The organism is Streptomyces sp. NPDC054834, assembly GCF_053611185.1.
In genome coordinates this window covers 123,577-148,054 of sequence record NZ_JBSGZV010000010.1, presented here as the reverse complement: position 1 = coordinate 148,054, position 24,478 = coordinate 123,577, and the positions used below count along the sequence as shown (strand labels likewise).

The 24,478-nt window shown below is 72.4% G+C and carries 22 protein-coding genes; 12 read left to right on the top strand and 10 right to left on the bottom strand.

Features of this window, described 5'->3' with window-relative positions; all coding sequences use genetic code 11:
- The 3 genes from ACWGJM_RS16470 to ACWGJM_RS16460 form a co-directional block, all read right to left on the bottom strand.
- A complete protein-coding gene (locus tag ACWGJM_RS16470) occupies positions 1–1,344 on the bottom strand; it encodes an ABC transporter substrate-binding protein (RefSeq protein ID WP_453412366.1) in 1,344 nt (447 codons plus the stop codon).
- A 68-nt stretch (positions 1,345–1,412) separates the two neighbouring features.
- The gene (locus ACWGJM_RS16465; protein WP_453412365.1) at positions 1,413–2,624 is read right to left on the bottom strand and encodes an ROK family transcriptional regulator; all 1,212 of its coding nucleotides are present in this window, start codon (positions 2,622–2,624) and stop codon (positions 1,413–1,415) included.
- Positions 2,625–3,065: 441 nt separating this feature from the next.
- Positions 3,066–4,172, bottom strand: coding sequence for a mechanosensitive ion channel family protein (locus ACWGJM_RS16460; protein ID WP_453412364.1), 1,107 nt, complete (start codon positions 4,170–4,172; stop codon positions 3,066–3,068).
- A 310-nt stretch (positions 4,173–4,482) separates the two neighbouring features.
- Between ACWGJM_RS16460 and ACWGJM_RS16455 the strand changes: the two genes are divergently transcribed.
- Positions 4,483–5,019, top strand: a complete 537-nt coding sequence (locus ACWGJM_RS16455) for an HNH endonuclease (protein ID WP_453412363.1) — start codon at positions 4,483–4,485, stop codon at positions 5,017–5,019.
- Between the two features lie 270 nt (positions 5,020–5,289).
- On the opposite strand, the gene ACWGJM_RS16450 is transcribed toward ACWGJM_RS16455, so the two are convergent.
- The 3 genes from ACWGJM_RS16450 to ACWGJM_RS16440 are packed head-to-tail and all read right to left on the bottom strand — an operon-like array spanning position 5,290 to position 7,873.
- On the bottom strand, positions 5,290–6,645 hold the full coding sequence (locus tag ACWGJM_RS16450) for an ABC transporter permease (RefSeq protein WP_453412460.1): 1,356 nt from the start codon (positions 6,643–6,645) through the stop codon (positions 5,290–5,292).
- Positions 6,645–7,343, bottom strand: coding sequence for an ABC transporter ATP-binding protein (locus tag ACWGJM_RS16445; RefSeq protein ID WP_453412362.1), 699 nt, complete (start codon positions 7,341–7,343; stop codon positions 6,645–6,647). The genes ACWGJM_RS16450 and ACWGJM_RS16445 overlap by 1 nt, the downstream gene beginning before the upstream one ends.
- Positions 7,340–7,873: a PadR family transcriptional regulator gene (locus ACWGJM_RS16440; protein WP_453412361.1), complete on the bottom strand. Its 534-nt coding sequence runs from the start codon at positions 7,871–7,873 to the stop codon at positions 7,340–7,342. The genes ACWGJM_RS16445 and ACWGJM_RS16440 overlap by 4 nt, the downstream gene beginning before the upstream one ends.
- Positions 7,874–8,090: 217 nt before the next feature.
- Between ACWGJM_RS16440 and ACWGJM_RS16435 the strand changes: the two genes are divergently transcribed.
- From ACWGJM_RS16435 to ACWGJM_RS16425, 3 genes are all read left to right on the top strand, one after another.
- Positions 8,091–8,336: a hypothetical protein gene (locus tag ACWGJM_RS16435; RefSeq protein WP_453412360.1), complete on the top strand. Its 246-nt coding sequence runs from the start codon at positions 8,091–8,093 to the stop codon at positions 8,334–8,336.
- Positions 8,337–10,418: a 4-alpha-glucanotransferase gene (malQ, locus tag ACWGJM_RS16430; protein WP_453412359.1), complete on the top strand. Its 2,082-nt coding sequence runs from the start codon at positions 8,337–8,339 to the stop codon at positions 10,416–10,418.
- Positions 10,419–10,481: 63 nt separating this feature from the next.
- Positions 10,482–10,757 (top strand): hypothetical protein, encoded by a 276-nt coding sequence (locus ACWGJM_RS16425; RefSeq protein WP_453412358.1) that lies wholly within the window; start codon positions 10,482–10,484, stop codon positions 10,755–10,757.
- Between the two features lie 67 nt (positions 10,758–10,824).
- Here ACWGJM_RS16425 and ACWGJM_RS16420 read toward each other — a convergent pair whose 3' ends face one another.
- Positions 10,825–11,397, bottom strand: coding sequence for a TetR/AcrR family transcriptional regulator (locus ACWGJM_RS16420; RefSeq protein WP_453412357.1), 573 nt, complete (start codon positions 11,395–11,397; stop codon positions 10,825–10,827).
- A 143-nt stretch (positions 11,398–11,540) separates the two neighbouring features.
- On the opposite strand from ACWGJM_RS16420, the gene ACWGJM_RS16415 reads away from it, so the two are divergent.
- Positions 11,541–13,001: an FAD-dependent monooxygenase gene (locus tag ACWGJM_RS16415; protein WP_453412356.1), complete on the top strand. Its 1,461-nt coding sequence runs from the start codon at positions 11,541–11,543 to the stop codon at positions 12,999–13,001.
- Positions 13,002–13,125: 124 nt separating this feature from the next.
- Here the strand turns inward: ACWGJM_RS16415 and pepN are convergent, their stop codons facing one another.
- Entirely contained in the window at positions 13,126–15,702 is a 2,577-nt protein-coding gene (gene pepN, locus ACWGJM_RS16410; RefSeq protein ID WP_453412355.1) for an aminopeptidase N, read from the bottom strand.
- A gap of 112 nt (positions 15,703–15,814) precedes the next feature.
- Here pepN and ACWGJM_RS16405 point away from each other — a divergent pair, with 112 nt between their 5' ends.
- The gene (locus tag ACWGJM_RS16405) at positions 15,815–16,300 is read left to right on the top strand and encodes a DUF1203 domain-containing protein (protein WP_453412354.1); all 486 of its coding nucleotides are present in this window, start codon (positions 15,815–15,817) and stop codon (positions 16,298–16,300) included.
- A gap of 964 nt (positions 16,301–17,264) precedes the next feature.
- On the opposite strand, the gene ACWGJM_RS16400 is transcribed toward ACWGJM_RS16405, so the two are convergent.
- A complete protein-coding gene (locus tag ACWGJM_RS16400; protein ID WP_453412353.1) occupies positions 17,265–18,305 on the bottom strand; it encodes an aspartate-semialdehyde dehydrogenase in 1,041 nt (346 codons plus the stop codon).
- Positions 18,306–18,676: 371 nt separating this feature from the next.
- On the opposite strand from ACWGJM_RS16400, the gene ACWGJM_RS16395 reads away from it, so the two are divergent.
- Both ACWGJM_RS16395 and ACWGJM_RS16390 read left to right on the top strand, forming a co-directional pair.
- Positions 18,677–19,210, top strand: coding sequence for an RNA polymerase sigma factor (locus ACWGJM_RS16395; protein ID WP_453412352.1), 534 nt, complete (start codon positions 18,677–18,679; stop codon positions 19,208–19,210).
- 1 nt (position 19,211) lies between these two features.
- A complete protein-coding gene (locus ACWGJM_RS16390; RefSeq protein WP_453412351.1) occupies positions 19,212–19,952 on the top strand; it encodes a hypothetical protein in 741 nt (246 codons plus the stop codon).
- A 38-nt stretch (positions 19,953–19,990) separates the two neighbouring features.
- Here the strand turns inward: ACWGJM_RS16390 and ACWGJM_RS16385 are convergent, their stop codons facing one another.
- Complete coding sequence (locus tag ACWGJM_RS16385; protein ID WP_453412350.1) at positions 19,991–20,530, bottom strand: CGNR zinc finger domain-containing protein; 540 nt, start codon at positions 20,528–20,530, stop codon at positions 19,991–19,993.
- 107 nt (positions 20,531–20,637) lie between these two features.
- Between ACWGJM_RS16385 and ACWGJM_RS16380 the strand changes: the two genes are divergently transcribed.
- The 4 genes from ACWGJM_RS16380 (at position 20,638) to ACWGJM_RS16365 (ending at position 24,459) form a co-directional block, all read left to right on the top strand.
- Complete coding sequence (locus ACWGJM_RS16380; RefSeq protein ID WP_453412349.1) at positions 20,638–21,084, top strand: VOC family protein; 447 nt, start codon at positions 20,638–20,640, stop codon at positions 21,082–21,084.
- A gap of 2 nt (positions 21,085–21,086) precedes the next feature.
- Positions 21,087–21,974 (top strand): pyridoxamine 5'-phosphate oxidase family protein, encoded by an 888-nt coding sequence (locus ACWGJM_RS16375; protein ID WP_453412348.1) that lies wholly within the window; start codon positions 21,087–21,089, stop codon positions 21,972–21,974.
- Positions 21,975–21,983: 9 nt separating this feature from the next.
- Positions 21,984–22,454: an NUDIX hydrolase gene (locus ACWGJM_RS16370; protein WP_453412347.1), complete on the top strand. Its 471-nt coding sequence runs from the start codon at positions 21,984–21,986 to the stop codon at positions 22,452–22,454.
- A 247-nt stretch (positions 22,455–22,701) separates the two neighbouring features.
- Positions 22,702–24,459 (top strand): TIGR03767 family metallophosphoesterase, encoded by a 1,758-nt coding sequence (locus ACWGJM_RS16365; protein WP_453412346.1) that lies wholly within the window; start codon positions 22,702–22,704, stop codon positions 24,457–24,459.
- Positions 24,460–24,478 lie beyond the last annotated feature (19 nt).

Sequence of the window (24,478 nt, the reverse complement as noted above, 5' to 3'; positions counted from 1 at the left end):
CTACTTGGCCTGCGCGATGTCCGTGTCGATCTGCGCGGCGGCCCGCTTCAGGCCCGCCTTGAGATCGGTGGCCTTTCCGCTCTCGTAGTCGTAACCGAACTGCTGGATCGTCGTCAGGTACACACCGCCGTTGATCGAGGCGGGAGCCGTGGTGGATTCCGGGTTCGCCGCGATGTCCAGGAACGTCTTGAAGCGCGGGTCGTACTTCAGCTTCGGGGACTTGAGGGCCGCCAGTGTGGACGGCACGTTGTGGATGGCGTTGGAGAAGTTCACCACCGCGTCCGTGTCCGTGGTGATGTACTTGACGAACTCCCAGGCCGCGTTCTGCTTCTTGCTGGTGGCGGCGATGCCCGCGATGGTGCCGGTGATGTAGCCCTTGCCGTACTGGGACGCCTGGTCGTCGTTCACGGGCAGCGGGGCGACGCCTGTCTCGAACTTCGGCTTGGCGGCCAGGGCCATGCCGAGCCGCCACTCACCGTCGAGCTGCATGGCGACCTGGCCGGTCTGGAAGGGGTGCTTGGGGCCCCATTCGTCGCCGAGCGTGGCCCGGAACTTCTCCAGCTTCTGATATCCGCCGAGTTCGTCAACGAGGTTCTTCTGGAGCGTGAAGGCCTTTGCGAAGGCCGGGTCCTTGGCGACGTTCGACTTGCCCTTGCTGTCGAAGTACGTCGGGGAGAACTGCCCCAGATAGTGCTCGGTCGTGGTCTCCCAGCCGTGGTAGTCCGGCATGAAACCGAGCTGCTTGTAGCCGTTCCCCTGAGTGATCGTCAGTTTCTTCGCGTCGGCCTTGAATTCGGACCAGGTCTTGGGCGGGCTGGTGATGCCGGCCTTCTTGAACGCCGTCTTGTTGTAGTAGAGCCCGTAGGCGTCACCGAGCAGCGGCACCGAGCAGCGGTCGCCGTCGAACTGGGTGTACTCGTTCATCGCCTTCGGGAACGTCTTCTCCGGGTCGATCCCCGACTTCTTGAAGAACGGGTTGAGGTCGACCAGCGCGCCCGAGGAGCAGAACGTGCCCACGCTGTTGGTGGTGAAGGAGGAGATGACGTCCGGCGCCTTGTCCCCGCCGGTGCGCAGCGCCTGGTTCATCTTGTCGTCGGTCATGTTGCCGACGACGTTGACGTGGATGTTGGGGTGTGCCTTCTCGAATCCGGCGATCAGCGCCTTGACCCCCTTCACCTCGTTCGGCGCGCTCCAGGCGTGCCAGAAGTTGATGGTGGTGTCCTTCGAGGCGTCGTCGGAGGCGCTCGAGCCGGTCTGGCCGGTACAGGCGGTGGTGAGCAACGCCAGCGAGGCAGTGAGGGCAAAAGCCGTCTTTCGGACAGCTCCGGGTATGGCTTCGGGCATGACGGGGTCTCCCTGGGGCGGGGCGATGAGGGAAGGGGGTCGTGCGGGAAGGGGGTGGTGCGGGAGGCTCAGCGCGAGGTGTCGAAGACCTCGTCGCGGGTGGTCGCCAGCGCGCTCTCCAGCGCGCCGCGCAGGACGGGATGTTCACGGACGTCGCCCACGACCAGGCGCGGGCGCGGTGCCGCCAGCTCCTCCAGTTCGGCCTGGACGAGCGCGCGCAGCACCTCGCCGCCGGCGGTGAGGGAGGCTCCGCTGAGGACGACGAGTTCGGGGTCGAGGACGGAGACGAGGGAGGCGAGACCGGTGGCGAGCCGGGTCGCGTAGGTCTGGAGCAGCTGCCGGTGCGGTCCGCCCGCGTGATCGGCGGAGCGGGCCACCAACTCGGCGGCGACTTCGGCGTACGGGCCCGACGGCAGGTCGCCGAGGCCGAGTTCACGGGCCAGCTTCGGGATGGCCTGCGAACCCGCCAGTTCCTGGTAACCACCGCTGTTGGTCTTGGTCACCTGACGGACCAGGGGGGTGCCCGGCACCGGCAGGAAGCCGACCTCCCCGGCGCCGCCGGTCCAGCCGCGGTGCAGCCGCCCGCCGAGGACCAGGGCGGCGCCGAGGCCCTCCTCGTTCCACAGCAGGACGAAGTCCGCGTGGCCCCGGGCCGCGCCGAGCCGCTGCTCCGCGATCGCGACGAGGTTGACGTCGTTCTCGTACTCGACCGGCATCGGCAGCGTGGCGGCGAGTTCGTCGAGCAGCGTCGGGGAGTGCCAGCCGGGCAGGTGGGAGGCGTAGCGGAGCCGGCCGGTGCCCGGGTCGAAGGCGCCCGGGGTGCCGATGACCAGCCGGTGGACGTCGTCCCGGGCCAGTCCCGCGGCCTTCACCGCGCCGTCGAGGGCGTCCGTGACCTGCCGGACGACGGGCTGCTCCGGGCGCCTGCCGGGGGTGAGCAGTTCGTACTCGCCCACCGTGCGGCCGGTGATGTCGGCGACGGCGGCGCGGATCCGGCCCGGGGTGACGTCGAGCCCCGCGGCGTGTGCGGCGGCGGGGTTGACCGCGTACAGCTGCGCGTTGGGTCCCGGGCGGCCCTCGCTGGTGCCGGTGGCCAGGACCAGGCCCGCCGCTTCCAGACGGGCCAGGAGCTGAGAGGCGGTCGGCTTGGAAAGGCCGGTGAGCTTGCCGATCCGCGTGCGGGACAGCGGCCCGTGCTCCAGGAGGAGGTCGAGGGCGGCGCGGTCGTTCATGGCGCGCAGGACGCGCGGGGTGCCCGGCGTGCCGGCGGATCCTGCCATGGGTTCGACACCTGCCTTTCCAACTGCCCAGCTTCCCAGTGACCTGGGGATCACGTCCACCCGGTGATCACTGATCGATCATTGTTAGGAAAGTTTCCTATTGGGTGGGAGGAAGGTATGCCCAGGACGAAGCGGGCGTCAATAGACACCGCCCCCGAGGCAACGGAGTCGTTACCTCGGGGGCGGGTGGCCTCCGGCCGGTTCGGACGGTGAGGAACGGGGCCGTGTCGTTCGGTTGCGGTGGCACGATGGCCGTCCCCGCGACGTACTCGGGTCGAATCGGCGCCACCGACGCTTCCTCGATCGCGATCAACAGATCGATGGGGCTGACGCCAGGCTGAGCCCGCGCTGGGTGCCCCGGCAGGACGATGGGGCACCCAGCGCCCACTCGGCGCCGGATGCCCCTGCCGTTCACTCGAACGTGTGTGCCGAGCCCTTCCGCTACTTGCCCGGAGGCGCCGACCTCTGCGGAGCTATCGGCGTCGCTGCCGCCACCTGCGGGGAGTCCGAGTTGGAGTACACCGAGGGGGCGGCCACCGCGGCCGTCGGGTCGGGGGTCTCGTCCTCCCCCGGGACGGCCGTCGCGCCGCCCACGATGCGGATGCTCGCCGCGTCGAAGGCGCGCTTGACGCGCCAGCGCAGCTCGCGCTCGACCGCCAGGGACTTGCCGGGCATGGTCTTGGCGGAGACCCGCACGACCATCGAGTCCAGCAGCACGCTGTCCAGGCCGAGCACCTCGATCGGGCTCCACAGGAGCTCGTTCCAGGGCTCTTCCTTGCTCATCTTCTCGGCGACCTCGTCGAGGGTGGCCTTCACCCGGTCCAGATCCTCGTGCGCCTTGACGGTGACGTCCACGCCCGCCGTCGCCCAGCCCTGGGAGAGGTTGCCGATGCGCTTGACCTCGCCGTTGCGGACGTACCAGATCTCCCCGTTGTCGCCGCGCAGCTTGGTCACGCGCAGCCCGACCTCGATCACCTCGCCGGAGGCGACGCCCGCGTCGATCACGTCACCGACGCCGTACTGGTCCTCGAGGATCATGAACACGCCGGAGAGGAAGTCGGTGACCAGGTTGCGGGCACCGAAACCGATCGCCACACCGGCCACACCGGCGGACGCCAGCAGCGGGGCCAGGTTGATCCTGAAGGTGGACAGGATCATCAGCGCGGCCGTGCCGAGGATCAGGAAACTCGCCACCGAGCGCAGCACCGAGCCGATCGCCGCCGCCCGCTGCCGGCGCCGCTCGACGTTGACCAGCAGCCCGCCCAGCGCGGAGCCGTCCACCGCCTGCACGGTCCGGGTCATCCGGTCGATGAGCTTGGTGATCGCCCGCCGCACCGCCGCTCTGAGCGCGATCGCCACGACCAGGACCAGCAGGATCTGAAGACCCATGGCGAGCCAGGTCGACCAGTTCTGCTCCACCCAGCTGGCGGCGTTCGTCGCGCTCTCCTGGGCGTCCTGGAGCGACGGCACGGTGGCCGTCGTCCCCGAGGGGGACGGCGACGGCGACGGCGACGCACCGGCGGCCAGTAGGACGGCGGGCAAGGACACGGCAGGTACCTCCAGGCGCAAGCACCCGTCCGGTGCGACGTCAATGTCGCTCAGGTCACGGAAAGGTCACCGGACGGGCAGAACCACCACACTAACGGGGCATTGTGTGTGCCAACGCCGGATCCGTGAAGGAGAGACCGTGCTCACCTGCGCTTGAACAGGCCATGATCCGGGGGATGAATGCGATGTGGTCGAAAACACTCCCAGCCCGTTACCGGGAGATGGTGGCGCTTCCACCAGCCCTGAGGGGAGACTGACTACAGATCGTCCCGGCGCGAGCCACGCGCCGCCGACGCCCAAGGAGGCACCCGTGCCGCACGTCCTGGTCCTCAACGCGTCGTACGAGCCACTCGGCGTCGTACCGCTCCGCCGCGCGCTCATCCTCGTACTGGAGAACAAGGCCGTCTCCCTCGAGGAATCCGGCGCCTACATGCACAGCGCGACCATCACAGTCCCCGCACCCAGCGTGGTCCGGCTCAAGCGATTCGTACGGGTTCCCTACCGGGGGCCCGTTCCTCTGACAAGGCGCGCGCTCTTCGCGCGCGACGGGGGCCGGTGCATGTACTGCGGTGGCGTCGCAACCAGCGTCGACCACGTCATCCCGCGCAGCCGCGGGGGCAAGCACGTCTGGGACAACGTGGTGGCGTCCTGCCGCCGCTGCAACCATGTGAAGGCCGACCGTCATCTCGTCGAGATCGGCTGGCGGCTGCGCCACAAACCCGCCCCGCCCACTGGTCTGGCCTGGCGCATCATCGGGACCGGCCATAGGGACCCGCGCTGGCTGCCGTACTTGCAGCCGTTCGGCGCGGACGACGCCTTGGCCCGGATCGACGGCATCTCCGCCTGACGGTCCGGGCTTTCGTACACCCCCGGGGCGCGCGGCGTGGTCCCGGGGGTCCCCCGTGCCCGCGGGACCGGGCAGTGAGGTGGCCGCTGCCGACGGGCAGTACGCGCCCCCCGACCGGGACCAGCGGCCGCCGTCTCCAGGCGCAGCGCCCGGCCGAGCAAGGCCCGCGGCACTCCGGCGGCAACCTGCGCCTTCGCGTGTCCCGCAGCGCGCGCGTGGTGCGGTCCCGGGGGTCCCCCGTGCCCCCGGGGCCGGACACTCACCCGGCGGTCACGCGTAGCGCAGCTCCGCCGGGTGCGCCGAGCGGCGCAGCATGGGCAGCGAGGTGGCCGCCGCCAGCAGGCAGCACGCGTACACCACGACCGGGACCAGCAGCGCCACCCACGGCACGGCCGGTGCGACGTGGTCGCCGGCGACCGAGGCGTACCAGATGCCGATCGCCATGCCGCCCGCGCCCGCCAGCGCGACGGCGGGGGCCAGCGGCAGCGCCGTCTCCAGGAGCAGCGCCCGGCCGAGCACGGCCCGCGGCACCCCGGCGGCGACCTGCGCGGCCAGGCCGCGGCGGCGGTTCGCCAGGGACTCGGCGGTGCCGACGGCGAGCCCGGAGAGGGTGATCGCGAGGGCGACGAGGATCGCGGCGGCCGTCAGGTCGATGCCCGTCGTGTAGAAGGGCATGCTCATGCCCAGGTGGCCTTCGCGGTCCATGGCGTGCAGATCGGCGAGGAGTACCTGGCGGACGCCGACGAAGCCGGTGCCGACGATCGTGACGAGCAGCACCGCCGCGTGTGTACGGGCCGCCGCCCACGGGTCGTCGCGCAGCCGCTCCGCCGAGATCAGCGTCGCCGCCGAGCGGGCCCGGACCGCCAGCAGCCGCCCGGTCAGCCCGGCCGTGCCACCGGCGAGCCACACCGTGCCCGCGCCTACCACCACGACCAGGCCGAACACCGTCAGCGGCAGCTGGCCGCGGTCGGTACTGGACGTGTTCGCGACGGCCCAGAGCGCCGGCAGCAGGACGACCACCACCGCGCCCGTGAACACCAGTCCCGGCCCCCGGCCGCTGCTCGGCCGCACCCGGCGCACCCACCCGAGCGGCGAGGCCACCACCCGGCGCAGCGCCAGCGCGCTCGTCGCCGCGCCCAGCACCGGCACACCGAGGGCGACCAGCACGAGGCCGGCCCAGGTCACGGCGGTCGGGTCGGCCCACAGGCCCAGCAGGACCGGGACCGCGACGGCGGTGGCCAGGAGCGAGCCCAGCAGACAGGCGAGCCCGGTCTCCACCGCGGCGATCCGGCGCACCTGGGCCGGGGTGGCGCCCGCCAGCCGCAGCCCGGCCAGCCGCCGGTCGCGGTGCACGGCGCCGATCCGGGCGCACTGCCCGAGGAAGCCCAGCACCGGCACCAGCAGGAGCAGCAGGCAGACGATCACCCCTGAGCGCTCGCCGGGGTTGTCCAGCAGTCCGCTGCCGACGGACACGTTGCGATACCCCCGGACCGAGGCCAGGGTGACGGCGGCCAGGGAGAGCCCCGTCGCCGGCGCCGCCCCCACCGCGGTGAGCGCGACCCGCCACCACTCACGCCGGTCGGAACCCCGGGTCAGCTGCACGGCGAGACGGACGTCTGCGGCGATCACGCGGCCACCCCCGCCGGCGCCAGAGTCCCGTCACCCATCCGCACCTCGCGGTCGGCGTACGCCGCGACCTGCGCGTCGTGCGTGATCAGCAGCACCGCCGTGCCGGACTCGCGGGCCGTGTGCACCAGCGCCGTCATCACCTGCTCGCTCGCCAGCGAGTCCAGCGCCCCCGTCGGCTCGTCCGCGAAGACCACCCTCGGGCCGGTCACCAGCGCCCGGGCCAGGGCGACCCGCTGCGCCTGGCCACCGCTCAGCTCGCCCGGCCGCAGCTCCTCCTGCCCGCGCACCCCGAACCGCTCGAGCCACTCGCCCGCCCGCTCCCGCGCCTCGGCGCGAGCGGTTCCGGCCAGCATCAGCGGCAGCGCCACGTTGTCCACGGCGGTCAGCTCCGGGATCAACTGCCCGAACTGGAAGACCACGCCGAAGTCGGAGCGGCGCAGCTCGCTCAGCCGTCCTTCCGGCATCCGGTCGAGCCGCTGCCCGTCGTACGCCACCGAGCCCTGGTCCGGGCGGGCGATGCCCGCGAGGCAGTGCAGCAGCGTGGACTTGCCGCTGCCGCTGGCCCCGGTGACGGCGAGGATCTCGCCGGCGTGCAGTTCGACCGAGGCGCCGCGCAGCGCCTGGGTCCTGCCGTGCGCCTTGACGAGGTCCCGGCCCGCGAGAAGCGGCACCGAGGGGTCCCCCTTGCTGTTCATGCTGCGTCGACCTCCGCGGTCAGAGTGATCAGCCGGGCCGCCGTGGTGTTCATCCAGCGGAGGTCGGCGTCGAGGTGGTTGAGGGCGTAGTCCGCCGAGAGCACGGTCGCCAGATCGGAGTTCACGGCGGTCTTGAGGACCGTCAGCTCCCGCATCCGCTCCATGTGGGCGGCACGCTGGGCGCCCAGGTAGGCGGCCGGTTCGCCGCCCGCGAGGATCGACACGACGACCTTGGCGAAGATCTCGTTCGTCACGAACGGTGCCGGCGGGGCGATCTCGGCCGCCCACCGGGTCAGTTCGTGCGAACCGGCGTCCGTCGAGCGGTACAGGGTCCGCTCCGGTCCGCCGTCCGCGTCCGTGCCGTCGATCTCCGCGAGACCGTCACGGACGAGGCGCTGCAATGTGGTGTAGACCTGCCCGTAAGCCAGTGGCCGGGCCTGTGGGAACCGTTCGTCGTGGCGTCGCTTGAGGTCGTAGCCATGGCTCGGCCCCGCCGCGAGCAGCCCCAGAAGGATGTGCCGGGTGCTCATGGAGATCAGTATGCACTAGCTACATGTACTGAGTGAATAGTCGTCGCGGGAACGGACGGTGCGAGAGCGCCACCTCAGCGCGACACAAGGGACGGCCGAACGGCATGCGGTATTCATCACGTACTTCCCGGTCGCACGTCTGCCGTCGCGTCCACTGGGTAGGCCTGCGATATCCCGCACCTACCGCCGTACCGATCGCAACCTCAAGGAGTCCCCCGTGGCCGCACTGACACACCCCCCGCTGCCCGCCCTCTTCAAACCCGCGGCGGAGTCGCCCGCCGAGCCCCAGGACCCGCACGGTTGCGTCTTCAGCGCCGAGGGCAGCTACGTCGAGGCGCCGCTGACGAGCGAGCCGCCGCTGCCCGACGCCGAGCCCCTGACAAGTGAACCGCCGCTCTCCGACACCGCCCCGCTGACCAGCGAGTCCGACCCGATCCCGGACTCCTACGGCCCGGCGCTGTAGATGGCCGAACCCCTCGACGAGGAGCTGTCCCGGCTCGCGGAGCTGCATGGCGTCGCCACCTCCTACAGCCCGTCCCCGGACCGCACGGTCGCGGCCTCCGCCGATGCCGTCGTCGCCGTCCTGGCCGCCCTCGGCGTCGACGCCTCCACCCCCGAGGCCACTCGTGAAGCCCTCGCCGGCCGGGAACGCGAGCTGCGCGAGCGCCTGCTGCCGCCGACCCTGGTCCACTGGACCGACGCCGGAGCCGGTCCGGCCGCCCTCGCCGCCCTGCCCGCAGGTACCCGGCTGAGCGTCGAGACCGAGCAGGGCGAGACCCGGGCCGCCGCCGAGGGGCTCCCGCCGGGCGTCCACCGCGTGACCGCCACCGCCCCCGACGGGCGCACGGCCGAGGCACACCTGATCGTCGCGCCGCCCCGGCTGCCCACACGCACCGGACGCTCCTACGGGCTCCTCGTCCAGCTCTACTCCCTGCTCTCCTCCCGCTCCTGGGGCATGGGCGACCTCGGTGACCTCGCCGAGCTGGCCGCCTGGGCCGGGCGCACGGCGGGCGCCGGATTCGTGCAGGTCAACCCGCTGCACGCGGCCGTACCGGGCGCCCCCACCGACCCCTCGCCCTACCGGCCCTCCTCCCGCCGCTTCCCCGACCCGGTCCACCTGCGGGTCGAGGACGTCCCGGAGTACGCCTACGCCGAGGACCGCGAGCACCTCCAGGCCGTCCTGGAGCGGGCCGCCCGGCTCCGCGCCGGCGTGCTCGGCAAGGGCGCGCTGATCGACCGTGACGCGGTGTGGGAGGTGAAGCGGGAGGCGCTGGAGAGCGTGCGCCGGGTCCCGCTCGGGCCGGGACGGCAGGCCGCCTACGCCGCCTTCCGTGCCGGACAGGGCCGGGCCCTCGAGGACCACGCCACCTGGTACGCCCTCGCCGAGGTGCACGGCTCCGACTGGCAGGCCTGGCCCGCCGGGCTGCGCGATCCGCGCTCGCCCGAGACCGCCCGCGCCCGCGCCGGCCTCGCCGACCGCGTCGACTTCCACTCCTGGCTCGCCTGGCTCACCGACGAGCAGCTCATCGCCGCCCAGCGCGCCGCCCGCGAGGCGGGCATGCCGGTCGGCATCGTCCACGACCTCGCCGTCGGTGTGCACCCCGGCGGCGCCGACGCCTGGGCGCAGCAGGACCACTTCGCCGCCGGCATGTCCGTCGGCGCCCCGCCCGACGCCTTCAACGCCCGTGGCCAGGACTGGGGCCTGCCGCCCTGGCGCCCCGACCGCCTGGCCGCCTCCGGCCACGCCCCCTACCGCCGCCTGCTGCGTGCCCTGTTCCGCTACGCGGGTGCCCTGCGCATCGACCACGTCATGGGTCTGTTCCGGCTGTGGTGGGTGCCGCAGGGCGGTCCGCCGACGGAGGGCACGTACGTCCGGTACGACGCCGAGGCCATGCTCGCCCTGTTGGCGCTGGAGGCCTCGCGGGCGGGGGCCGTGGTCATCGGCGAGGACCTGGGCACGGTGGAGCCCGGGGTGCGCGAGACGCTCCAGCGGCGCGGGGTGCTCGGCACGTCGGTGCTGTGGTTCGAACGGGACTGGGAGGGCGACGGCCGTCCGCTGCCGCCGGAGAGCTGGCGCGCCGACTGCCTGGCCACCGCCACCACCCACGACCTGCCGCCCACCGCCGCCCGCCTCACCGGCGAGCACGTCGAACTCCGCGACTCCCTCGGCCTGCTCACCCGCCCCCTGGCCGAGGAGCGCGCGGAGGCGGCCGCCGACGCCCGGGAGTGGCTGGCCGTCCTCGACCGGCTCGGTCTGCTCGGCTCCGCGGCCTCACTGGGGGAGGAGTCCGCGGCTGCCGCGGGGGAGGAGGCCGAGATCCAGGCCGTCCACCGCTTCCTGCTGCGCACCCCGGCCCGCATGATCGGCGTCTGGCTCCCGGACGGCATCGGCGACCGCCGCCCGCAGAACCTCCCCGGCACCTGGGACCAGTATCCGAACTGGCGACTGCCGATCGCCGACGCGGCGGGACGCCCGGTGACGCTGGAGGAGCTGACGGGGTCGCCGAGGTTGCGGGCGCTGCTCGCCGTGCTGGGGGAGGGCTGAGCCGTGGGGTGCATAGGCCACCCCGGGCGCGCGGCTCATTCCGGCGTTCGATACTTTGGCAACGTGGACAAGAAGAACGCCCTGCGCGCCGGCGCCCTGGCCGCCGGTACGACGCTGATGATGCTGCTCATGTCGTCCCCCGCGCTCGCGCTGACCCGCGACGACGGTGACGATCCCGGCCAGCCGCTGGGTCTTGGCGCGACGCTGGGCCTCTACGTCGTGCTGCCCATCGTGATCTTCGCGGTCATCACCGGCCTGGTCATGGTGCTGGACAAGTCCCACAAGAAGGCGGACGACACCAGCTCCAACATCAACACCAAGGTCCAGGCCAAGGCCTGACCTTCGCGACTCCCGCCGAGGGCGCCGGTGACGCCGGCGCCCTCGGCGTGTTTCCCGGCGCCCCGGTTCAGGCGGGACCGGGCGCCGTCAGATAGCGCTGGACGGTCGGCGCGAGCCATCCCACGATCTCCTCGAGGGTGAGGTCCGCGGCCGGCCCGAAGCGCAGCACATGACGGGTGAGCGCGAGCCCCAGCAGCTGCGAGGCGCACAGGGCGGCCCGCACCGGGGCCTGATCGGGGTCCGGGCAGGCCTGCCGGGCCGCGGGCAGCAGTTGGTCCCGGAAGATGCCCCGCATGCGCTCGGCCCCGGCCTGGTTGGTGAGGCCGACCCGCAGTACGGCGGTCAGCTCCTCGTTGTCCTCCCACAGCCCGAGGAAGTGCGTCACGAGCGCCCGCCCGATCTCCTCGTGCGGCAGTTTGTCCAGGTCCGGCAGCCGCAGGTCGATCGCCACGGCCGCCGCGAACAGACCTTCCTTGTTGCCGTAGTACCGCATCACCATCGACGGATCGATGTGCGCGTCCCCGGCGATCGCGCGGATGGTGGCCCGCTCGTATCCGTCGGTGGCGAAACGCTCCCGGGCGGCGGCGAGGATCGCGTTGCGGGTGGCTTCGGAGCGGCGGGAGCCTGTGCTGGCGTTCATGCCCAAGAGGTTAGGTCAACGGTCGTAGGCCAACAAGTGTTGACCTGTTGCCGCCGCGGCCCTAGGCTTGCCAACAGGCGTTGACCAACAGGCGTTGGCCAACGGTTGTTGACGAATAGGCGACCGCGCCCCAGGAGGCCCTCATGAACGGCACGACTGGCACCACCCGCACCGCCCACCGCGTCATCGTCGTGGGCTCCGGGCCCACCGGCCTCCTCCTCGCCGGCGACCTCGCCGCCGCCGGCGTCCCCGTCACCCTCGTGGAGAAGCGCCCGCACCGGATCAGCAACCTCTCCCGCGCCTTCGTCCTGCACGCCCGCGCCCTCGAGCAGCTCGACGCCCGCGGCCTCGCCGACGACCTGGAGGGGGTCGGCCGCCCGCTCGACCGGCTCCGCCTCTTCGGCCGCCTCACCGTCGACCTCGGCGCCCTCCCGTCCCGCTTCAACCACCTGCTCGTCCTCCCGCAGTACGAGGTCGAGAAGGTGCTGGAGCGACGCGCGGCCGAGGCGGGCGTCGACTTCCGGTACGAGACCGAGCTGACCGGCCTGACACAGGACGCGGACGGCGTCACCGTCGAGGTCCGCGGCCCGGACGGCGGCGCCGGGACACTGCGGGCCGCCTATGCCGTCGGCGCCGACGGCATGCGCAGCGCCGTGCGGGACGCGATCGGGCTGCCGTTCCCCGGCAAGTCGGTGATCCGCTCCGTCGTCCTCGCCGACGTGCTGCTCGCCGAGAAGCCGGAGAGCCTGCTCACCGTCAACGCCGTCGGCGACGCCTTCGCCTTCATCGCCCCCTTCGGCGACGGCTACTACCGCGTGATCGGCTGGCACCGAGGCCGCGACGTCCCGGACCACGAGCCCCTGGAGCTGGCGGAGGTCAAGGAGATCACCCGGCTCGCCCTCGGCCACGACTTCGGGATGCACGACGCCCGCTGGATGTCCCGCTTCCACAGCGACGAACGCCAGGCGCCCGCCTACCGGGTCGGCCGGGTCTTCCTGGCCGGCGACGCCGCCCATGTGCACACCCCGGCCGGCGGGCAGGGCATGAACACCGGCCTCCAGGACGCGGCCAACCTCGGCTGGAAGCTCGCCCAGGTCGTGCACGGCCACGCCCCCGAGGCCCTGCTCGACACCTATCAGGCCGAGCGCCACCCCGTCGGCAGGTCCGTGCTGCGCAGCAGCGGCGGCATCGTCCGCCTCGCCATGGCCAAGCGTCCCTGGGAGCTGGCGCTGCGGGCCGCCCTCACCACGTTCCTCGACGCGGTCGGCCCGGCCCGCCGCAAGGTCGCCGCCCAGGTCACCGGCATCGGCTACGACTACGGCGCGCCGAAGGGCGCCCACCGCCTCACCGGCACCCGTGTCCCGGACGTCCGCCTGTCCGGCGGGAGCCGCCTCTACGAGGCGCTGCGCGGCGGCCGGTTCGTGCTGATCACCCCGGAGGCGTACGAGGACGGGCCCGGGCGCGCGGACCGGCTGGTCGTGGCGCGCTGGGCGAGCGACCGCCGTACGACCGTGCTGGTCCGCCCCGACGGATACGTGGCCTGGGCGGCCGACGCGGCCGGCACGGCGGCGATCGAGGCGGCCCTCACCGCCCACGTGGGGTGAGCTACGCCCCCGGCCGTCTGCTCTGCCAGACGGCGCCGCCCGCCGCGCCGCTCACGCGCCGGGTGACGGAAAGGGGCGCCCGGCGTGCTGCCGGGCGCCCCGTGGGCGTACGTGTCGCGAAGGACTAGCCGGCCGCGGCCGCGTCCGCCGCCTGTGCCCTCAGCGCGCGCTCGATGCCCGCACGGGACTCCGAGACCAGCCGGCGCAGGGCCGCGCCCGGCTCGGCGGAGGCCAGCCAGGCGTCCGTCCTGGCGAGGGTGTCCTGCGAGACCTGGACCGTCGGGTAGAGACCGATCACGATCTGCTGGGCGATCTCGTGCGAACGGGAGTCCCAGATGTCCTTCAGGACCTCGAAGTACGGCTCCGTGTACGCCGCCAGCAGCTCCCGCTGGCCGGTCTGCACGAAGCCGGCGATGACGGCCTCCTGCACGGCGTTCGGCAGCTTGTCCGACTCGATGACCGACGCCCAGGCCTCCTCCTTGGCCTCCACCGTCGGCCGGGCCGCCCGCGCGGTCGCCGCGTGCCGCTCACCGGCAGCCGTCCTGTCCCGCTCGTACTCGCCCGCGATCTCCGCCTCGTCGAACCGGCCGACCGCCGCGAGCCGCTCCACGAACGCCCACCGCAGCTCGGTGTCGACGGCCAGGCCCTCGACCGTCTGGGTGCCCTCCAGCAGCGCCTCCAGCAGATCCAGCTGCTCCGGCGTACGGGCCGTCGCCGCGAACGCCCGCGCCCACGCCAGCTGGTGGTCGCTGCCCGGCTCCGCCGCCCGCAGGTGGGCCAGCGTGGCGTCCGTCCAGCGGGTGAGCAGCGCCTCACGGGCGGCCGGGTCGGCGTACATCTCGATCGCCAGCTTCACCTGCCGCTGGAGCGACTGCACGACACCGATGTCCGACTCCTTGGCGATGCCGGACAGCACGAGGGAGAGGTAGTCCCGGGTGGGAAGCTCGGCGTCCCGGGTCATGTCCCACGCCGACGCCCAGCACAGGGCGCGCGGCAGGGACTCCTGGAAGTCGCCGAGGTGTTCGGTGACGACCCTCAGCGACTCCTCGTCCAGCCGGACCTTGGCGTACGACAGGTCGTCGTCGTTGAGCAGGATCACCGCCGGACGGCGCTTGCCGACCAGCTGCGGTACGGCCGTCAGCTCGCCGTCGACGTCCAGCTCCACCCGCTCACCGCGCAGCAGCTTGCCGCTCGCGGCATCCAGGTCGTACAGGCCGACGGCGATGCGGTGCGGGCGCAGTGTCGGCTCGCCCTTCGCACCGGCGGGCAGGGCCGGGGCCTCCTGGCGGACGGCGAAGGAGGTGATGACACCCTCGGCGTCCGTCCCGATCTCCGGCCGCAGGACGTTGATGCCGGCCGTCTCCAGCCACTTCTTCGACCAGGTCTTCAGATCCCGGCCGGAGGTCTCCTCCAGGGCACCGAGCAGGTCGGACAGACGGGTGTTGCCGAACGCGTGCTGCTTGAAGTAGGCCTGCACGCCCCGGAAGAACTCGTCCTCGCCGACGTACGCCACCAGCTGCTTCAGGACGGAGGCGCCCTTGGCGTAGGTGATGCCGTCGAAGTTGACCAGCACGTCGTCCAGGTCGCGGATGTCCGCCATGATCGGGTGGGTGGACGGCAGTTGGTCCTGGCGGTACGCCCAGGTCTTCATCGAGTTGGCGAAGGTGGTCCACGAGTGCGGCCACTTCGAGCCCGGCGCGGCGGCCTGGCAGGCGATGGAGGTGTAGGTGGCGAACGACTCGTTCAGCCACAGGTCGTTCCACCACTCCATGGTGACCAGGTCGCCGAACCACATGTGGGCCAGCTCGTGCAGGATGGTCTCCGCGCGCACCTCGTACGCCGCGTCCGTCACCTTCGACCGGAAGACGTACTGGTCGCGGATGGTCACGGCACCCGCGTTCTCCATCGCGCCCGCGTTGAACTCCGGCACGAAGAGCTGGTCGTACTTCTGGAACGGGTACGCGTAGTCGAACTTCTCCTGGAACCAGTCGAAGCCCTGCCGGGTCACCTCGAAGATCGCGTCCGAGTCGAGGAACTCGGCGAGCGAGGGCCGGCAGTAGATGCCGAGCGGCACGCTCTGCCCGTCCTTCTCGTACACGCTGTGCACCGAGTGGTACGGCCCGACGATCAGCGCGGTGATGTACGTCGAGATCCGCGGGGTCGGCTCGAAGACCCAGACGTCGTCCTTCGGCTCGGGCGTCGGCGAGTTGGACACCACGGTCCAGCCCGTCGGCGCCGTCACGGTGAACTGGAAGGTCGCCTTCAGGTCGGGCTGTTCGAAGGAGGCGAAGACCCGGCGGGCGTCCGGCACCTCGAACTGGGTGTAGAGATAGGCCTGGTCGTCGACCGGGTCGACGAAGCGGTGCAGGCCCTCGCCGGTGTTGGTGTACGCGCAGTCGGCGACCACGCGGAGGATGTTGCGGCCCTCCAGCAGCCCGGGAAGGGCGATCCGCGAGTCCTTGAAGAGCTCGGCGGGGTCGAGGGGATCGCCGTTGAGCGTCACCTCGTGCACGGCCGGGGCCACCAGGTCGATGAACGACTCGGCGCCGTTCTCCGCCACGTCGAAGCGCACCGTGGTCACGGACCGGTAGGTACCGCCCTCCTGCGCGCCGGAGAGGTCGAGATCGATCTCGTACGAGTCAACGGTGAGCAGCTTCGCCCGCTGCTGCGCCTCTTCGCGAGTCAGGTTTGTGCCAGGCACGCGGTCATCTCCTCGTTATGTGTCGGTTGCGCCATCCTTCCACGTGACCCGCGCCGAACGCGATGTCCGGATCCCGCCGGTGGCCGGCACGGGATCGCGCCAGCCTGGGCCCATGACGACCTACACGGCACGACCCATCGAACCGCGGGCCCTGAAGGAACTCCGCGGTGCTGACGACGCCGGACGGCGAACGGTTGCCCTGACCGACGAGGAGGGTGGCTCCCCGCTGCGCTGCTGCCTGCGCCACAGCGCCCCCGGCGAGCGGATCGCGCTCGTCTCCTACGCGCCCCTGCGCCGCTGGGCCGCGGAGCACGGCGCCGTCCCGGGCGCCTACGACGAACAGGGCCCGGTCTTCATCCACGCGGATGAATGCCCGGGCCCGGACGGCGACGGCCACCCCTTCACCAACGCCCACCGCACGGTCCGCCGCTACTCCGCCGACGGGCACATCCTGGGCGGACGGCTCGTCGAGAACCCCGCGGGCCCCGAGGGGTTCGACGCGGCCTTCGCGGAGGCCTTCACCGACCCCGCGGTGGCCGTCGTCCATGTGCGGGCGGTGGAGTACGGGTGCTTCCTGTACGAGGTGCGCCGCCCCTGAGGGCCCTCGTCCGCGCCGTCAGCCGCCCACGGTCAGGGTCCAGCGGGAGCGGCCGCGTACCTGGATCAGGCCCGGTTCGACGGGGGTGACGGCCGCGGCCGGAGGCGAGGCGGCGGTCGGGTGCCAGGTTCTTGTCGAGGAGCCACAGGTCGACCGGCTCCCCGGCCGCTTCCTCGCCGCACTCCAGGCGGGCGTCGCCGGGACGGCCGGTGTAGTGGATTGTCACTCCCAGGGCCCACGGCTGGCCGTCGCGGGTGCCGACGGTGACCCAGGTGACCGTTCCGGGGTGGGCCTGGACGGGGCCCCGGCCGTCCTCGCCACCCGTCTGGGCCAGGACCACGGCCGGGGACAGCGCGTCGAGGGGCCCGCCTGCACCTGGTGGAAGCCGGCGCGGCGCGCCGGGGAGGTGAGGGTGAGCAGGACGGGGTCTCCCCGGTGCGCCAGGACCTCCGTGCCCCGGCCCTCGATGCCGTCGGCGAGGACCCGCGCCGAGGACAGCGGCAGCAGCCGCAGCGACCAGCGGGCCAGCCCCTTGAACCGATCCGGGTCGCGGCCCTGCCGTCTGCGAAGAGCAGGGCACGGCCGCGGGTCCCGGAGCCGGGCGGGAGCGGCGGCGGGCGTTCGGCACCGCCGGCGTCGCTCTCGTACGCCTCGAACCAGCCGACGGGGGAGTTCGGCACGAGGTCGTACTCCAGGACCACCGGCGCGCCGGGCGTCGGGTTCGCCACCTCAAGCGGGGCGCGACGGGTGCGGGCGGTGGACCAGTACTCCGCCAGGACCAAGGGCGGAGACGTCGACCACCGGCACGCCGGGGGCGCTGCGCCGGCACACGGCGATCCGCACCGGCTCGGCGGGTACGCCGGTCAGCGTGTCACGTACACGCCGAGGGGGCGGTCGCCTTCCCGGCCACAGAGGCCGAAGGCGACCGCCCCCTGGGCGAGACGTCCTGCTCGGGTGACGCGTCCTACTCGGGTGTCACGTCCTTCTTGGCGGAGGACAGCTCCGCCGCCACCAGCTCCGCGATCTGCACGGCGTTCAGGGCCGCGCCCTTGCGGAGGTTGTCGTTGGAGACGAACAGGGCCAGGCCGTTCTCCACCGTCTCGTCACCGCGGATGCGGCCGACGTACGACGCGTCCTTGCCGGCCGCCTGGAGCGGGGTCGGGATGTCGGTGAGGGCGACGCCCGGGGCGCCGGCCAGCAGCTCGGTCGCGCGCTCCACGCTGATCGGGCGGGCGAAACGGGCGTTGACCTGGAGGGAGTGGCCGGAGAAGACCGGGACGCGCACACAGGTGCCGGAGACCTTCAGCGCGGGGATCTCCAGGATCTTGCGGGACTCGTTGCGGAGCTTCTGCTCCTCGTCGGTCTCGTTCAGGCCGTCGTCGACCAGGTTGCCGGCCAGGGGCAGCACGTTGAAGGCGATGGGGCGCTTGTAGACCTGCGGCTCGGGGAAGTCGAGCGCCTCACCGTCGTGGGTGAGCTTGTCCGCGTCCGCGACCACCTTCTGCGCCTGTCCGTGCAGCTCCGCCACGCCCGCGAGGCCCGAGCCGGACACCGCCTGGTAGGTGGCGACGACCAGCGCCTCGAGGCCCGCCTCCTCGTGCAGCGGCTTCAGCACCGGCATGGCGGCCATGGTCGTGCAGTTCGGGTTGGCGATGATCCCCTTGGGCCGGTTCACGGCCGCGTGCGGGTTCACCTCGGACACCACCAGCGGCACCTCGGGGTCCTTGCGCCACGCCGAGGAGTTGTCGATCACCACGGCGCCCTGGGAGGCGACCTTCTCGGCCAGCGCCCTGGAGGTGGCGCCGCCCGCGGAGAAGAGCACGATGTCGAGCCCGGTGTAGTCGGCGGTCGCCGCGTCCTCCACCGTCACGCCGTCCAGCACCGTCCCGGCCGAGCGGGCCGAGGCGAACAGCCGCAGCTCCGTGACGGGGAAGTCACGCTCCGCGAGGATCCTGCGCATGACCGTGCCGACCTGACCGGTGGCTCCGACGATTCCGACCCTCACTGCGACTCCTTCTCCGTGGCTGGCGGATGCCCCCTGCGTGGCTGGGGGCCTTTCCATCATGCGGCCGTCCCCGGCCAGTGTGTCCAATCTTTTGGCGCGCGTGCCCGAGGGATGGGACGCGATCACCCTGCGGCCGGTTGCGGTCCTGCCGTCCGCACCGCGCTGAGCTGGAGAAATTTCCCCGACGGGCGCTCTCCGCCGCAAGCTGTGCTGCCCGGTCCCTGCCCGTCACCGCGTCGCGCACACGGCGGTGTGACGTATGCCTCTGCCCGCACCGGTGAAAGGGGAGGCCGAAAAAGGGACCGCGGCGGGCCGAACGTTTCCCACCGCTCCGGCGTCATAGGGGAAACGCGGCGAGGGGAGGAGCGGCTGTGCTGCGCAGAAAGGCCCGCCGCGGCCAGGGGGCGGACCACGTAGGGGACGACCCGCTGGACGCGGCACAGGAACGCCGGGTGCGGGCGGTGCTCGCGCTGGGCGGGGTACCGCAGGCGGACCTGCCGGACGGGGTGCAGCAGGTCCGCCTGCGGCTGCTGGAGCGGGCCGCGGGCGGGCAGGAGGCGCCGCGCGACGTGTCCGCGTGGGCGGCGGTCGTGGCCTCCAACCTCGCCATGGACTGGCACCGCGCCAAGCGCCGCCAGGAACGGCTCGGCGAGCGCCTGGCCGCGCTCCGGCAGGCCGACCACCCCTCCGGCGAGGACACCAGCCTGATCTCCCTCGCCGTCGCCCGGGGCCTGGACGACCTGCCCGACGCCCAGCGCCAGATCCTCGTCCTGCGCTTCTACGCCGACCTGCCGGTGCGCGGGATCGCCGAGGAACTCGGCATCCCCGAGGGCACGGTCAAGAGCAGGCTGCACTCGGCGGTACGCGCCTTGCGCGCCCGCCTGCACGAGGACGAGGTGGTGTGACGTGACCGCCCAACACGACGGCTACGACGGCAACGACGGCAACGACGAGCTGGACGCGCTGCTGGCCGTGCTCGCCGACGAGCCGCTGCCCGGCGAGGCCCGCGCAGACGCTGCCTTCATGGCCGAACACCGGGCGGCCGCGGCCGATGTGGCCCTGCTGCGGGAGCAGTTGGGGATCATCGGCGACACGCTGGCCGGTACCGCGCCCCGCCCCCGCCCCGCACCGGAACCCGCCCCGCCCAGAGAGCGCTGGTACCGCCACCCCGGCGTGCGGACCCTCTCCTTCGGCGCGCTCGTCACCGCCTCCGTCGCCTCCGCCGTGCTGGGCCTGGGCTGGCTCGTCGCGTCGAACAACGGCGCCGACGAGAACTCGGGCGGCTCCGCGAGCGACAAGTCGGTGCCGTCCGGCAGCAGCGCCCAGGGACCCGCCCGCCTCACCTGCGCCCGCCTGCTCGTCGAGGGCGACGTCACGAAGGTCCAGCCGGTCCACGGCACCGGCGAGGACCGCGTCACCCTGCGCGTGACCCGCTCCTACATCCCCGCGAAGGGCAAGGCCGAGGTGACCTTCCAGGTGGAGCGGGCGGCCGTCCCCGACCCACGGCCGGGGCAGCATGTGCTCGCGGGGATCCAGAAGGAGGCCACGAACCCGGACCTGTGGATCACCGATGCCGCCGGGATCGCCCGGGAGCGCGCCGCCATCACCGAGGAGTTGCCCGCGTCCGGCGACGTCGCCTGCGAATGACGAAGGGGCGGGCGTCCTGAGGGCGCCCGCCCCGCGGCTCAGCTCTCCTTCGAGCGGGCGTAGTGGCGGGACGCCTTCGCGCGGTTGCCGCACGCGGCCATCGAACACCAGCGGCGGGTGCCGTTGCGTGAGGTGTCGAAGAAGTGCAGGACGCACGTCTCGTGCGCGCAGGTCCGGATCCGGTCCGGCGCGGTGGTCAGCAGTTCCAGGTAGTTCCGGGCGGCGAGCCAGGCGGGCCCCCAGGAGGCGTCCTTGAACTCGGCCCGCTCGGTCGGCCCCTCCGCACTGAGCCCGGCCCGGATCCGCCCGTGTTCCAGCACGGCGTCGACGAGCGGCGCCCCCTCCTCCGGCGACCCGTCCACGACCGCCTTGAGGGCGTCCCGGGCCTGGAGGAGGTGCCGCAGCGTACGCGCGTCGGGCTCGTACTCCAGCCCGTTGCCCGCCAGCCACACCGCGAGCCCGTCGGTGCCGGTGAGCAGGTCCTGCGTGACGCCCTCCCGGTTCCACCGCGTGTTGAGCAGGTCGAGCGCGAGCGGCTCACCGGTGAGGGGGCGGGGGTCGAGGGCGGCGGCGGGCATCGGCACTCCTTCTTCGCTAACCACTCAAGGGTACGTGACCGGTTGACGCGCACGATTCTAACCCCTTAACATCTTCATAGAGGTTATATCGAATGAGGGGAACAACCATGACCTTGCGCACCGGCCACACCGGCCTGAACGTCACCGACCTCGACCGCTCGCTCGCCTTCTACCGGGACGTCCTCGGCTTCACGCTGCTCGCCGAGGGCAAGGAGGACGACCGGCGGTACGCGTTCCTCGGCGACGGCGGCGACAGTCCCGTCCTCACCATCTGGCAGCAGGCCGAGGGGCCGTACGACCCCGCCCGGGCCGGCCTGCACCACCTCGCGTTCACCGCCGACTCCTTCGCCCGGGTCGAGCAGTACCAGCAGGCGCTGAGCGCCCACGGCGTCGACTTCGCCTACGAGGGCGTGGTCGCCCACCGCGAAGGCGCGGCCTCGGGCGGCATCTTCTTCCACGACCCCGACGGCACCCGCCTGGAGATCTCCGTGCCGCACGGCCTCGAAGGCGCCCCCGCCCCGCACACCTCCGCGCCGACCTGCGGTTTCTTCTAGCCATGGCCGTCTACCACCAAGGCTCCCGAGCCGTGCAGGACCGCGTCGGCGTCCGTGAACTCGCCGACCACGTGGGCCGCGCCATGGGCACCGGCATCAAACCGGTCGCCGCCGCCTTCCTGGAGCTCCAGCCGCTGCTGATCGTGGGCGCGGCGGACCCGGGGACCGGCAGGGTCTGGGCCACGCCCCTGTGGGGCACCCCCGGCTTCGTGCGGGCGACGGGCCCGCACCGGATGTCCGTCGCGGGAGGGCCACCCCCGGCCGACCCCCTCGCGACGGCCCTCACCACGCCCGGCACCCCCGTCGGCACCATCGCCCTGGACCCCCGCACCCGCCGCCGCATGCGCCTGAACGGCCGCCTCCGTCCCACGGAACGGGGTTTCGCGGTCGAGGCGGACCAGGTGTTCTCCAACTGCCCCAAGTACCTCCAGAAGAGGCAGACCTACGAGACCGTGCCCGACCGAGTCCCGGGCACCCCCCGCCGGACCGCCGAACTGTCGGCTGCCCAGGCACGGTTCATCGAGGCGGCCGACACCTTCTTCCTCGCCACCGTCCACCCCCACGGCGCCGACACCAGCCACCGCGGCGGCAACCCCGGCTTCGTCCACCTCGCGTCACCCCGGGAACTGACCTGGGGGGACTATCCGGGCAACTCCATGTTCCTCACCCTCGGCAACCTCCTCACCGACCCCCGCGCCGGACTGCTCCTGATGGACTGGACGACGGGGACCACCCTCCAGCTCACCGGCGAGGCGCGCACCGAGTACGGCACGGACGGCGAACGCCGGGTCCGCTTCACCCTCACGGAGGCCGTGGAGACCGAGTCCGCGCTGCCGCTGCGCTGGTCACCGCCGGAATACTCACCGGCCAACCCGGACCCGGCAGGCTAACGTCCATCCATGCGCCGAAAGTTGAGGGTGGCGGCCTACGCCGTGTGCGTCCGCGACGGACAGATCCTGCTCGCCCGTTCACCGGCCCCCGACGGCACGCCCGAATGGGTCCTGCCCGGCGGCGGCATGGAGCACGGCGAGGACCCGTACGACACCGTCCGCCGTGAGCTGACCGAGGAGACCGGCTACCGGATCGAGGTGACCGGCCTCCTGGGCGTGGACTCCTCCCGCCACGTCTTCCGCCGCGGGACCCTGCGCCCCCTGACCGACCACCACGGCGTCCGGATCATCTACGAGGGCCGCGTCACCGGCGGCGAACTGCGCAACGAGGTGAACGGCTCCACCGACCTGGCCGCATGGCAGGACCTGGACGCGGTACCCGGCCTCACCCGGGTCCGCCTGGTCGACGTAGCCCTGCGCCTGTGGCGCGAACGCCCGGTGGCGGGCCGTGTCCCGGGCGGGGCGGAAGGCTCCGGGTAACGGCCCCGGGGCCTGTCCCCTACCCCGCCAGATGAACGCGGAGTGACCGCCCTCCGGCCACCCGCGGACCGCTCCATGACCACGCCGGATACACCATGATCCACGTACGGTGATCGGCGCTGCGCGTTGCCGTCTCGTTCACGCGCAGGTCATCCCCGGTGCCAACGATCCACAGTGAGCGGGATGTTCGCCAAAGCGACCGCCCGCGACCACTGCCGACGCAGTTCGCACTCGGGGAGATCGCGCCATGTCGCGCATACGCTCTGTCGCCAGCACCGCGCTGGGGGTCAACCGCCGTACCGTCCTGGCCACCGCCGGGGCGGTGACGCTGTCCGCGGGCGTGGGATACGCCCTGCGCCCGACGGACAGCCAGGCCGCCACCACCACGACGTCCGGACAGGCGCCGGTCGCCAACTCCCGGAAAGCGCCTGCCCCGCCGCTCGCCCCGTACACCAAGGGAACGACGGTCGCGAGTGTCGCCGCCCCGCGCAACAGCTCCGGCTATCGCCGTCTCGGCGACGGCGCCGGCTGGAAACGCGTCGTGAGGGGCGACCTGGCCACGCCCAAGTCCGGGCGCGCGGACCGCCGTACGGCCCTCGCGGCGTTCGTGCAGTTCACCGACCTGCACTTGATGGACGTCCAGCACCCGCTGCGCCTGGAGTTCCTGCGCTCCACCGACCCGCACGCCTGGCGCCCGCACGAGGCGCTGACCGTGCAGGGCGCCATCTCGCTCGTCGAGCGGGTCAACGCCCTGCGGGGCGCCCCCGTCACCGGCGCCCCGCTCCACTTCGTCATGACCACCGGCGACAACACCGACAACAACGCCCACTCCGAACTGGAGTGGTTCATGAAGGTGATGTCCGGCGGCCGGATCACCCCCAACTCCGGTGACCCCAGGCACTACGAGGGCGCTCAGAACAGCGGTATGAAGCTGTACTGGCAGCCCGACTCCACCCTCCGCGACAACGACAAGGCACTCGGCTTCCCGCACCTCAAGGGCTACTTGGCCGCCGCCGTCCGCGAGGCCCGCAGCCCCGGCCTCAACCTGCCCTGGTACTCCACCGTCGGCAACCACGACTCCCTGCCGCTGGGCTGCTACGGCTCGCACGGCGACTCCTACCTCGCCGAGGCGGCCATCGGCGGCAAGAAGCTGCTCAGCGTGTCCGCCGCCGAGGCCAAGAAGCTCCAGGACGCCATCAAGAACGCCAAGGACCCCAAGGGCGTGCAGTACCGGGACTTCCTCAAGGCCCACACCCGGTCCATGCGCTCGGTCACCCCCGACGAGAAGCGCGCCCCCTACACCCCGGCCGACTACCTCAAGGCCCACCTGGATCCGGCCTATCAGGGCCTCGGCCCGGTCGGCCACGGCTACTCCTCGGCCAACGTGGACGCGGGCACCCAGTACTACGCCTTCCGCATCTCCGACGACGTGATCGGCATCAGCCTCGACACCACCGACCCGGGCGGCCACTACGAGGGCTCCATCGGCACCGCCCAGCTGAACTGGCTGGACAAGACCCTCACCGACAACAAGGACTCGTACGCCGTCGTCTTCAGCCACCACACCAGCAAGACGATGACGAACACCCGCCCCGACCCGGCCCGTCCGTCCGAGCGCCGCCACAACGGCGGCGAGGTCGTGTCCGTCCTGGCCCGCCACGCGAACGTCCTCGCCTGGGTGAACGGCCACATCCACCGGAACGTCGTCACCCCGCACAAGGCCTCGGGGAACCGCTCGTTCTGGGAGATCTCCACCGCCTCCCACGTCGACTTCCCCCAGCTCGCCCGCGTCATCGAGCTGGTGGACAACAAGGACGGCACCATCTCCCTGTTCACCACGCTCGTCGAGTCCGCCGCCCCCCACCGCACGGACTTCACCGACCTCTCCCAGACCGGCCTCGCCGCCCTCTACCGCGAGCTCTCCTACAACGCCCCCGGCGCCAACAAGACACTCGCGGGCGACCCGGCCGACCGGAACACGGAGCTGGTTCTGAAGAAGGGCTGAAACTCACCCAACCGGCCCA